The organism is Bacteroidia bacterium (assembly GCA_025056095.1).
Classification (GTDB): Bacteria; Bacteroidota; Bacteroidia; order JANWVE01; family JANWVE01; genus JANWVE01.
This window is the reverse complement of record JANWVW010000070.1, coordinates 1-12,406: the sequence shown is the minus strand read 5'-3', so window position 1 is coordinate 12,406 and position 12,406 is coordinate 1. Positions and strand designations below refer to the sequence as shown.

The 12,406-nt window shown below is 36.7% G+C and carries 6 protein-coding genes and 1 tRNA gene; 5 read left to right on the top strand and 2 right to left on the bottom strand.

Annotated features, from left to right (window positions below; translation table 11 throughout):
• Positions 1-91: 91 nt before the first annotated feature.
• On the bottom strand, positions 92-2,971 hold the full coding sequence (locus NZ519_06970) for an SNF2 family helicase (protein ID MCS7028494.1): 2,880 nt from the start codon (positions 2,969-2,971) through the stop codon (positions 92-94).
• 154 nt (positions 2,972-3,125) lie between these two features.
• Between NZ519_06970 and NZ519_06965 the strand changes: the two genes are divergently transcribed.
• The 4 genes from NZ519_06965 (at position 3,126) to NZ519_06950 (ending at position 7,315) form a co-directional block, all read left to right on the top strand.
• Positions 3,126-3,197, top strand: a tRNA-Pro gene (locus NZ519_06965).
• A 51-nt stretch (positions 3,198-3,248) separates the two neighbouring features.
• Positions 3,249-4,553: an amidohydrolase family protein gene (locus tag NZ519_06960; GenBank protein ID MCS7028493.1), complete on the top strand. Its 1,305-nt coding sequence runs from the start codon at positions 3,249-3,251 to the stop codon at positions 4,551-4,553.
• Positions 4,554-4,558: 5 nt separating this feature from the next.
• Positions 4,559-6,919, top strand: a complete 2,361-nt coding sequence (locus NZ519_06955) for a TonB-dependent receptor (protein ID MCS7028492.1) — start codon at positions 4,559-4,561, stop codon at positions 6,917-6,919.
• Positions 6,920-6,937: 18 nt separating this feature from the next.
• Entirely contained in the window at positions 6,938-7,315 is a 378-nt protein-coding gene (locus tag NZ519_06950) for a hypothetical protein (GenBank protein ID MCS7028491.1), read from the top strand.
• Here the strand turns inward: NZ519_06950 and NZ519_06945 are convergent.
• Positions 7,285-10,119 carry a CHAT domain-containing protein gene (locus tag NZ519_06945; GenBank protein ID MCS7028490.1) on the bottom strand — a complete coding sequence of 945 codons (2,835 nt, stop codon included), beginning with the start codon at positions 10,117-10,119 and terminating at the stop codon, positions 7,285-7,287. The genes NZ519_06950 and NZ519_06945 overlap by 31 nt on opposite strands.
• A gap of 173 nt (positions 10,120-10,292) precedes the next feature.
• Here NZ519_06945 and NZ519_06940 point away from each other — a divergent pair.
• On the top strand, positions 10,293-12,406 hold a 2,114-nt coding region (locus tag NZ519_06940), incomplete at its 3' end, for a WG repeat-containing protein (protein MCS7028489.1).

Below are 12,406 nucleotides of genomic sequence, written 5' to 3'. Positions count from 1 at the left end.
AGCGCAGCACCGAAGCGTCAGCGCAGCCCGTAGCACGCCGACCTTGCCCACACAAGCGCAGCGAAGTGTGGGCAAGGGCACGCCCAAAAAATTAAGAAAATAAAAACTGAATATCTTCCACACTAAGTTGCTTAGCAAAACTGGATTCGGTAATAATCAAATCTTCAATGAGTTGCTTTTTGTGCTGCTGAATACTGGCAATGCGCTCCTCTACGGTGTCCAAAGTAATCATTTTGTAAGCAAATACTGTTTGATTTTGTCCAATACGATGCGCTCTGTCAATAGCTTGGGCTTCTACGGCAGGATTCCACCAAGGGTCTACAATAAAAACATAATCCGCAGCAGTAAGCGTGAGCCCTACACCTCCCGCTTTGAGAGAAATTAAAAATAATCGGGTTTCTTCTTGCTGCTGAAATAAATCTACCTGCCTTTGCCGTTGATGCTGTGGGGTTTGTCCATCTAAATAAGCGTAAGTAATACCAAGTGCATCAAAACCTTGCCGCAACAAAGTGAGCATCTTCACAAATTGAGAAAAAACCAATACCTTGTGTCCTTCTGAAATTAGATTACATACATTTTCTATAAGCAGGTCGTACTTTCCTGAACTTTCAGCATAGTCTTCAAATACCAACTTGGGATGATTAGCGACTTGTCTAAGCTGGGTAAGACCTTGCAAAATGTTAAACTTGGTTTTGAGAATTCCTTCCTCTTCTATTTGCTTAAAAATCAAATTGCGGTAATACTTTTTGACCTCATCATACAATTCGCGTTGTTTGTCTGACATTTCACAATATAAAACTTGCTCTACTTTTTCAGGTAGGTCTTTGGCTACTTGCTGCTTAGTTCTGCGCAGTAGAAAGGGCTTGAGTAAGGTTTTAAGTAATTGTGCTTTGTAGGTATCTTTGTTTTTTTCAATGGGAATAGCAAAATAATTTTTGAAAAAAGTTGGTTCGCCGAGCAAATTTGGATTTAAGAACTGCATTTGCGAATATACGTCCATAGTAGAGTTTTCTATCGGCGTTCCTGTTAAAACTAGTTTATAGTTAGCTTGTAGCTTTTTAACACTCTGTGCTGCCAAAGAGTGCATATTTTTGATATTTTGGGCTTCATCTAAGATTAAGTAATGTAAAGGAATTTTACTCAAAAAATCTGCATCGTTGCGGACAATTCCGTAAGTGGTTAGAATTAAATCGTAGTACAAAAAGCGGTGGTAATTGTATTTTTCTCTATCTGGACCGTTGTGGATGATTATTTTAAGGTGCGGTGCGAATTTGTATAATTCTCTTCGCCAATTTTCTAATAGAGAGGTGGGCATCACAATCATGCTGGGAAGTTGAGCGCCGAGTTCTTTTTCTTTGCATAAAAGGGCTATGGTTTGAATAGTTTTACCTAGGCCCATATCATCAGCTAAGCAGCCCCCTAAACGATATTTTTTCAAAAAATAAAACCAATCTAAACCTGCTTGTTGATAGGGGCGCAGTTCCGTTTTGAACTCTTTGGGAGGAGACACAGGTTCTATTTTCTCAAAATTCTCTACTAAATGCCGTATCTTTTCTTTAGTAGGGCGAGCATCCAACTGTTGTATATCCTGCACAATGTAACTATGATAGTGCGATAAGCGAATTTCATCTTCTACCTCATTTTTTTCTGCTAATTGAAACATTATTTCTAACTTGGAAAACCACTCTTGGGGTATAATGGCTACGCTGCCATCAGGCAATTTATATTCAGGAATGCGGTTAAGAATATGTTTTCGTAATTTTATCAGTGGAATTTGAAATTCGCCGAACTTAACTATGGCACGGATGCCAAACCAATCAGTATTTTGCTGCGCTTCTATGTAAATTTGAGGATATTCTAACTGCAATACAGGAAATTTATCCGATGGAATTTGAATTACTTGTATGTTTTTTGTTTTTAGCCACACATAAAGCTCATTTATTTTAGCTAAGCCTTGTTCACGGGGTAAATACAATGCACTACCTACTAAATTCTGCGAAAACTGTTTTTGTATTTGTTGGTAAATTTCTTTCTCAGCATGGTTATCACGATAAACTTTGATAAAGTGATAAGTATTGTTTTGTTGAGTAAGTTCTACTTTTACACTACTGTCAGGACTGATATCATACTCAAAATTGCCATATTTTACCTTGAAGTAAAGATTTATTTGATGTTCATTAGGTTGAGAAAGTTCTAAAATAAATTGAGGTTTTTCTTTGTGTTCTGTAATCTCAAAACCTTTGGCAAAAACATCGTGCTGCGCAATCAAATTACGGACAAACTTATCGTAGAATATGGCTTCTTGTTTAGCATCAATTATCATTCGGTTTTTTTTAGTGAAAGGTATTAGCTTCTGAATGTCCACTTGTGGATCAACTTTATACAGGTTTGTGTCTACTAAAATGTAACCAGGCTGATAAAGTAGAATTTTGGTTTGATGCGCATGCAGTTGAATATTATATTCATTGTTGTATCGTAGGGTAGGGTAGTAATGTGTATTTTGTTCATTTTTGAAAAAGTGAAAACGAACTGTGGCATAATGGGGTTTGAAATTGACTTTTTTACCTGCGGGGTAACCATCGGAATCCATGATATACAGATTTTTGTTTTCTAACAAGGGTAAAATGAGCGACATTTGTTTATGAAGCAGCTGTCTAATATACTGTTCTCGGGTTTCGGTGTGGTACTTAGCACTGAAAAATTGTTCAATGGAAAGGTCTTTTCCTATGGTTTTGCGGACTAATGAACTCCATTGGATATGTTCTATCAGTTCTATGATTTTTTTGTCAGTTTCGTCTAAATACGGTTCAAAGTCTACTAAATTTTGCTTGTTGATTTTGCGGGCTACCAAGCTAAGCGTATTATCGGAACGGACATTAACCAAATGGGCAGAAATTAAACAGCCTAATGGAGCTTGCTCATATATGCTGTAAATAACTGCAAATTCCTGCTTTTCATTGAGGTTAGACATAAAGAATACTGCAAAACTACTATATTACGCAAAGAAGTGCAAATGATTAGCATTGCAGTAAAAACATTATTTAAGTTTTATACATCAAAAATGTTGTCAGGGTCCTCTTGACAAGTTTGATATTTTGTTATATCTTTGCAGCACAATTTTGGTTCGAGATGTGGTGCAGTGGTAGCACACCTGCCTTGGGAGCAGGGGGTCGTGAGTTCGAATCTCGCCATCTCGACGTTAAGCAGAGAACCTGGCAAAAGTCAGGTTCTTTTTATTTTTTGCTATCTTGCATACGAAATTACTCAAATGTATGAAAAAATGGTTTAATTGTTTCTTCTCATGTTTATTTGCGTGCAGTTTTGCTCAACAGCCCATCCCTGCTCCCCCACAATCCGCGCCTATTTGGATAAAGCAAGGTATTTTGCATACTGCATCAGACAAAGGTACTTTTGTAGGCGATATATGGATAGAGAATGGTAAAATTACTCAAATAGGTACTGTTCAAAATCCATCAACGAACGCAATAGTTATTGAAGCACAAGGTAAACATATTTATCCAGGGTTTATTGCCCCAAATACTATTTTAGGATTAGCAGAAATAGAAGCAGCAAGAGCTACTCGTGATTATGCTGAAGTGGGTAATATTACTCCAAATGTACGTACTCAGATTGCTTACAATACTGATTCTAAAATCATTCCTACGGTTCGCTACAACGGTATTTTAATCGCCCAAGTGGCTGCCACAGCAGGACTAATTTCAGGATTATCCTCTATTATGTATTTAGAAGGCTGGAACTGGGAAGATGCCACACTTAAACCAAACGATGCCATGTATATCAATATACCTTCGTTCAAAATATACGGAGAGGATAAAGAAGGTAAGCAAAAAGAAAATCAAGATAAAAGTGTAAAAGAACTGTTCAAAGCATTTGAAGAGGCTTATGCTTACGCAGTAGCTAAAAAAGCTAATAAAATCACTCAAACTGACCAACGTTGGGAAGCAATGATTCCCGTTTTTGAACAGAAAATTCCTGTTTTTGCCCGCGCTAATGAACTTAAACAAATTTACCTTGCATTGGAGTTAGCAGAAAAGTATTCTCTCAAATTGGTTTTAGTAGGCGCAAGTGAAGGCTCGAAAATTGCCAAAATATTAGCAGATAAAAAAATACCTGTCGTGTTAGAACGCATACACAGTCTACCTGACCATGAAGATGAAGATATAGACCTTCCATTTAGAAAACCTAAAATTCTTCATGATGCAGGCGTAAAGTTCTGTCTATCTCTGGAGGGTTTTTGGCAGCAAAGGAATTTGCCTTTTTTAGCAGGTACTGCTATTGCTTATGGTCTACCTGCCGAAGAAGCACTTAAATCTATTACTTTACATGCCGCTCAAATTCTAGGTATAGCCGATAGAGTGGGTAGTTTAGAAGTAGGTAAAGAAGCTACCTTAATCATGACCGAAGGCGATGTATTTGACATGAAAAGTTCTACTCTCTACAAAGCTTTTGTGCAAGGTAAAGAAATTCAACTGACCAGCATTCAAACTGAGTTATACCAAAAATATAAGCAAAAATATCAACTTAAACCTTAAAATTTATGAAGCCATTCGTTTTTATCCTGCTGATCGGACTTGCTGTGCACACTTTTGGACAAACTTTAACCCAAACTATAAGGGGAACGGTATTAGACAAAGAAACACAAACTACTTTGCCTGGTGCTATCGTAATATGTACCAAAAATAATGATACTACTATCATAGCCCATACTACCACAGAAACAGAAGGTACGTTCAGACTTACACAAATTCCCATAGGGCGTGTAGATGTAATAGTAAAGTTAACGGGCTATTATCCCGCAGTATTAAAAGGAATTGTATTGACTTCAGCCAAAGAAACCGTGCTTACCATAGAATTAGAAGAGCAGATTACTCAAACTAGCGAAGTAATTGTAGAGGGAAATAGTAAAGACCAAGTAAATAATGAAATGGCTTTAATTAGTACGCGTACATTTAGTATAGATGAAACTAGTCGTTACGCAGGTACCAGAGATGACCCAGCTCGTATGGCAAGTAATTTTGCAGGTGCGCGGGGCGGTGATGACTCTCGTAATGACCTTATTATCAGAGGAAATAGTCCATTGGGCGTGCTATGGCGCTATGAAGGCATTGACATTCCTAACCCTAACCATTTTGCTTTATTTGGAACCACAGGCGGTTCCGTTTCAATGCTTAACAATCGTGTTTTAGCTAATTCCGATTTTATGACAGGTGCTTTTACGGCAGACTATGGTAATGCCATTGCCGCTGCTTTTGATGTACGTATGCGCAATGGGAACAATGAAAAATATGAATTTTCAGGACTTATTGGCGTGTTAGGTACAGAATTACTTGCTGAAGGTCCTTTCAAAAAAGGAAAAAAATCCTCTTTTTTGGTCAACTATCGTTATTCCACAGTACAGATATTAGAGAAATTAGGTATCCCTTTTGGTGTATCAGGAACACCATACTATCAGGATATTACTTTTAAGCTTAATATGCCCACTAAAAAAGGTGTTTGGACAGTATTTAATCTTGCAGGAAAGAGCGATATTACTATACTAGAAAGCAAACGCGACACTAATGATTGGACTTTTGGTAGCACAGGTAGAGATAGGTATTTTGGTTCCAAAATGGGTGTTTTAGGTCTATCCCGTTTGCAGCACATTAACGAAAAAACGTATCTCAAATGTATTGCCGCAATTTCAGGCAGTGATATGTACAGCCGTCATGATACTATCAATCCTGTTGACAAAAAGGCTTCTCCCAACTACCGTAACAATTTTTGGCAGGTCAAACAAGATGTACATGCTTTTGTTCATCATAAAATTAGTGCTAAGCACAATATTCGTGTGGGCATAATGACCACAATTTGGCGATTACACTTAGTAGATAGTACTTACTACGGCGGTACGCGCAACCGATTTGTTACTGAAACCAACTTTCAAGGTGTTACAGGCATGCAGCAGAGCTACATAATGCTCAAAAGCCGTTTAACAGAGCAGATAACTACAAGCATTGGAATACATCAACAGTTTTTTGTATTTTCAAAAGAAAATGTAATAGAACCTCGTGCCAGTGCGCAATGGCAGTTCAAGCCTAAGCATAGCATACGCGTAGGATATGGACTACACCACCAAATTCAGCCTATTTATGTTTATTTTCAAACAAATGACGCAGGAGAGTATGTCCAAAAAAACTTAAAAATGTCTCGCAGTCATCATGTTGTAGCAGGTTATGAATGGAAGATTAACATTGCTTCTCGCTTACGAATTGAAACGTATTACCAAGCACTTTCACGCATTCCTGTAACGGATACCAGTTCCTCTTATTCATTACTTAATTTAGGGGCAAATTTTAGATTAGTAGCTCCGCCTACGGGATTAGTGAATACGGGAATTGGGCGAAACTATGGCATAGAATTCACTTATGAACGTTTCTTTTACAAGGGTTACTATTTGTTAGGTACGTTAAGCGTGTATCGTTCAGAGTATCAAGGTAGTGATAAAGTATGGCGGCATACGGCTTTTGATGGCACCTACATCAGTAATGTTTTGGCAGGTAAAGAGTGGAAAGTGGGCAAAAAGAAAACTACTATACTTGGGATAAGTGGGCGGGTTTCTGTGGCGGGCGGTATGCGTTATTCTCCCATTGACATAGAAAAATCTCGTCTAAAACGGGAAGCTGTGTATATTGATGAGCTTGCTTATACTTTGCAATTTCCTATGTACAGGCGTGTAGATATACGTTTGAGTGTACAAAAGAATACGACTAAGGTTACACACAAAGTTTCTTTTGATGCGGCGAATGTCTTTAATTTTCAGAATATTCTCACACAAAGTTATGATGTAACCACAGACCGGATTGTATACGAATATCAATTAGGATTTTTTCCTGTGTTAAGTTATACGATAGATTTTTAGTTTTTTGGGCGTGCCCTTGTGGGCTTTTGCCCACAAGGTCGGCGTGCTACGGGCTACGCTGACGCTTCGGTGCTACGCTGCGCTCCGCACTGGGCTAACGCCCACCCTCCGCATGCCTCACGCAAGGAATCTCTGAAAAAATCGTTTCCCTGTGTGTTATGCAAAGTTTTAGCTTGTAAGTACTTGTACTTCAAGCTTAAACAAGGTAAAGACATGATTGCACAGGTCATTTGCGTGAGGGGCATGGAGCATGCCGTTAGGCAGTGCGCAGCGTTAGCGAAGCACCGAAGCGAAAGCGCAGTGCGGAATGCCCCGACCCTTGCGCCAGCAAGGGGCACGCCCAAAAAATTACTTTTTAGACCTAATTACTGTATCATAACAAAAGGACCCCAGTAATAAGGTTCGGGATATTGTTTGCGTACCTCATACTGCGCTTTTATGAAGGCAGAGGACTTATTCATCTTTTTTTGCTGCCAATTCATATAAAATTTGAACATGAGTAACTGTGTGGCTTGGTCATCTACTTTCCACAAACTTGTAATAATACTTGCCGCACCCGCAATTTTTAAGGCTCTTTGTAAGCCATAAATTCCGTTCTCGTTAAATATACTCACTCCTGTTTCACAAGCAGATAGCGTAAATAGCTCAACGTGGTTTAATTCCATGTTCATAATTTCAAAAGCAGTTAGTTTTCCATCCTCTTCTGTACTTATATTTAAGTCCGTTCTCTTGCCATAATCCACAACCCCTGCTAATAAAATACCCGCATTGAGCATGCTAAACATTGGATTGTCGTTTTTTTGCATTTCAAAATATCCATGTGTAGCAACATGTAAAATATGGGCATCTTTAACAATTTCTTTTATTTTGCTTTCTGTAGCCTGCGCCCCAATAATAACGGTGCTATTTGGAATTATTTTTGCTATACTTAGCACTTCCTGCTCCGATCCAGGTAAAGGATATAGATTATCAAAAGTTCTCAAGCTATCTGGCTTAACGGAAATTGTGCTATTGATTTCAAAAGTAGGGTTCCCAACAAGGTAAGTTGTTTTTTTCGTATCTTTTTGATTTGAGTGCACCACGTTAAGAACCAGATTTTTTGTGTTAGTTAAATACGTAATTTCTATTTCATCCATAACATACGCTTTAGTAACAGGATTTTGTAGGGTATTTAAGTTAATAAGATGATACACTCCGTCGTTAGAAATATAAACTTTTTTGATACCTTGTAATCTTTCTTGAATGGGCTTCCAGAAAACATTGTAGCTGTGCGGGTCATGAATTTTGTGTCTTATACTTCGCTTGTAATTGACTAGGTGCTCTGTTTCTAAACGCTGACCGCCAGGAATAACAACCACATCAGGAGTGGGACAATTTTTTTTCAAAATCAGAATAAGATATAGTACTTCTTGTTCATCTTGTACGCGTATAATCTCAATTGCCGCTTGCTTAGCACTTAACTTAGCTTGAATATCTGCATAAGATACATTATCGTTCTCTTTTATGCTTTTGAAATCAGCGGCATATGAAAGTTTCTTTTCGTACTGATTAGAGAGAAGCACTAAGCTATCTAAATTAACTTTTCGTTTTTTTTGCTCATTTAATGTCATTGAAGTTATTTTCACAATTTCTTTTTGTAGGTTTTGCCATTTAAGAAATGTTTGAGTAAGGCTGGTATCATTGCTATTGAGCAAAGCTTTTCTAACTTTGTTAGAGCTATTGATAACCATTCCTTTGGTAAGATTAGCTACATCAAATGCTTTTTGTGCAAGCTGTGGGTTATGACTATGGCGAAGTGCTACGTGAAGATAAAATTCAGAAAGATAATCATTTAAGTTTCTTTGAATATAGCTTTCCTTATCACTTTGAGATAAGTTTGAAAAATTTTGTTTGATTTCTGCTATTTTGGCATCTATTATTTCCAAATATAATTTATCCGCTAAATCAACTTTATTTTGATTTTTATATGCTTTAGCGAGACTTTTTTTGAATGCACTCATTTGCGGATGATTGTCGGGAAATAGCTTTTTTGCATTGGCAATGATATCAACTAATAAGCTTTCAGCACTGGAAAAATTTTTTTCCGCAAAGTAGATTTCAGCTTGGTTATGGAGATATTTGATATGTTGCGGTCCTGATTTACCTTCATTTTTTTGTATTATTTCTATTGCGTTTTTGAGCTCTTTTTTAGCACTGTCTAATTTTTTTGTAAGAATATACAACGAAGCTAGGTTAGAACAACTTTGGGCATAATCTTGGCTGTTTTTTCCAAGTATCTTTTCTCTGATGTTTTTTGAAGTAGTGTAATAGTATTCAGCTAGTTTGTAGTTCTTTGTTCGGGCATACATAGCGCCAAGATTGTTACATACGAAAGCATATTCTTTAGTAAATTTTCTGCCATTATCAAGGTGTAATTTTTCAACCTTTTGGTACATTAGTATAGCTTCCTGAATTTTACCTTGGGCACTGTAAAGTGCAGCTATATTGTTACACGTATTAGCATACCTTGTATCTGCTTCACCTATGACCTCATACCTAATTTCCTTTGCTTTTTCATACAATTTTTCTGCCATTGGATAGTTTCCCATTCTTTTATAGCATAAAGCCATATTGTTTATAGTAGAAGCGAACTGCTCACTTTCACTCATGTTCTGCTCCTCCAGTATTAACAATGATTTTTGAAAAAGGGCTATTGCCTCATCACTCTTGCCTAACCCATCATACAAACAAGCTAGATTGTTGAACAAAGTAGAACGTTGAGATAATGAACGTACGCTATCGGGGTTAGGAAGATACTTTTTGTACACACCCTCTGCGGCTAAATACTTACCTTGCTCAAACAAACTTGTAAAATAATTATTTACAGTTTCACAAAAAATGTCTGTCTGCGCCAAGTTAGCAGCTTTTAATTTTTGAATACTGTATTGATATAAACTATCACAAAGAGTATAGCGTTGTTTTATATTGTATGCATACCCTAGGTGGGATATAAAAGTCAGGTAAGGCAAGCTACTTTCTGAATATTCTGCTTTGATAGCAGGTAAATGTTTTTTATACAAGAGAATTGCACTATCGGGGAAGTCTTCTACATATATTTTATATGCAATACTATCTATTTTTTGCCACGTTAGTTGTCCATAAGCAGTGGTAAAACGAAGCGCCAAAAAACATGTTAGTATGCGATAAAAAACTGTTTTCATCAGTGAAGTAATGAATTCCAGAATGTAAAAGATACTTCAAATTTAATAAAAAACTTTTAACGTTCCATAGTGGCTCTAATTTTTTTACAAGAAACAGATTGTTTTTTGAAGGAGGAGTAAATTTTCAACCTTTTGAGTATCCTTGTATAATCAAAACTTTTTATCTTTGTACTATGAAAGTTTTAGTGTGTAAAGAAAAAACTTTAATTGAATTAACTTTGTATAATACCCCTATATATCAAGACAATCAAGCAGAAATTTATCGCATTCAAAGTCCCAAAAGTTACACACAATTTTGTGTAAAACTCTATCATGCTCATCAAATTACACAAGAAAAAATTGAAAAACTCAAATACCTTTGCCAAAATAATCCTGTTCTGCAAATAAAGTCCCCTTGTTTAGTATGGATGCAAGATTTAGTGTATGACCTACAACACAATGTCAATGGCATTCTAATGCCTTATACAAAGGGCTACTCCGTAGCACATTTAAGCGAACCCAACTTCTCTACTCAAAAAATAAACCCTTCTGATATCTCTCAATATCAAAAATTTGACCGCAATCGTGCTAGTAGTTTCAAAGCAAGATTAACTGTATGCTATCACATTGCCACAGCTATTGCACAACTCCATGAAAACAAACAATACGTACATGGTAACCTCAAACCTGAACATTTTATTTTTAATTACGCAGGTAAAGCCTATTTAATAGATTTTGATAACGTACAAGTTATCAATAATGGCAAAAAACTATTTTCGGCTTTGGAATACAGTCCTGAATACCTACCTCCAAGTTATCAAAACATGGATATTCAAGCAGTAGTTTTGCGACCTTTTGTAGATGTGTTTAGTATGGCAGTGATATTTTACCACATTTTGGTAGGTATACATCCTTTTGCTGTGAGCAGATTTAAGCCACCGTATGAAAATATAAAAGATATTGCGAATGCTATTAAAGAGCGTTTATTTTGTTTTGGACAGAAGCGAACGTATTTTGAAGAAGTTTTAGTTGAACACGAACGCTTTACAACACTACCTCAACCTTTACAAGCTCTTTTTTTGGAAGTTCTGGATAAAGAAAACTTTGAAATAAGCGCCGCAGATTGGTCAAATACAATACATTCTTTATTGCCTTCTACCACCAGCGATGTAGAAATTCAAAGAAGCAGCGCTAAAATAAATAAAATAAATAAACCCATAACAGTCATGCCTTATTTTGATGAACAAGGTAAATACGGTTTTCGTACTGCCGAAGGTGAAGTAGTCATTCCTTGTAAATATGATTATGCTTGGGCTTTCAACGAAGGTTTGTCCAAAGTAAAATTAAATGACAAGTATGGATTTGTCAACCAAAATGGGGTGGAAATAGTACCTTGTAAGTATAACCAAACAGTTACGTATTTTAGTGAGGGACTAATAGCAGTAGAATTTAACGGCAAGTGGGGGTATATCAATAGGCAGGGACAGGAAGTTATACCTTGCAAATATGACAACATTGAGTATTTCAGAGAAGGGCTAGCTGTGATTAATTTGAAGGATAAATATGGATATGTTAACATGCAAGGGGAGGAAGTTATACCTTGTAAATACGACGAAGCTTCTGATTTTAGCGAAGGTTTTGCCCGAGTAAAATTAAACGGTAAATATGGTTATATCAATATACAAGGGCAGGAAATCGTACCTTGTAAATATGATTGGGTTTATGGTTTTTACAAAGGTTTAGCCAAAGTGGTATTGAACCATAAATATGGTTGTGTTAATACACAAGGGCAGGAAGTTATACCTTGTAAATACGAAAAAGATTTTAATTTCAAAGACGATTTAGCAGTAGTATGGATAAAAGGGAAGTATGGTTATGTCAATGTGCAAGGGCAGGAAATCACACCTTGTAAATATGATGGAGCTTGGGACTTTTATGAAGGGATAGCCCGAGTAAAATTAAATGGCAAGTATGGATTTATCAATCAAAATGGAGTGGAAGTAACCCCATGCAAATATGAAGACGCTCTAAATTCTGAGCAAGGTTTAGCAAAAGTCAAGTTAAACGAAAAATGGGGCTTTATTAACTCACAAGGGCAAGAAATAACACCTTGCAAGTACGATTGGATTTCTAGTTTTAATGAAGGTTTAGCAGTTGTTAAAAAAAATGGTAAAATGGGATTTATTAACCTACAAGGACACGAAGTTATCCCTTGTAAATATGATGGTGCTTGGCTTTTGATGGAAGGTTTAGCCCGAGTACAATTAAACGAAAGGTGGGGATACATTAACTCACAAGGAGATATAGT

Coding starts and splice junctions, on each gene's coding strand:
- NZ519_06970 (MCS7028494.1), bottom strand. CDS start 2,971: ATGTCTAACCTCAATGAAAAGCAGGAATTTGCAGTTATTTACAGCATA.
- NZ519_06955 (MCS7028492.1), top strand. CDS start 4,559: ATGAAGCCATTCGTTTTTATCCTGCTGATCGGACTTGCTGTGCACACT.
- NZ519_06945 (MCS7028490.1), bottom strand. CDS start 10,119: ATGAAAACAGTTTTTTATCGCATACTAACATGTTTTTTGGCGCTTCGT.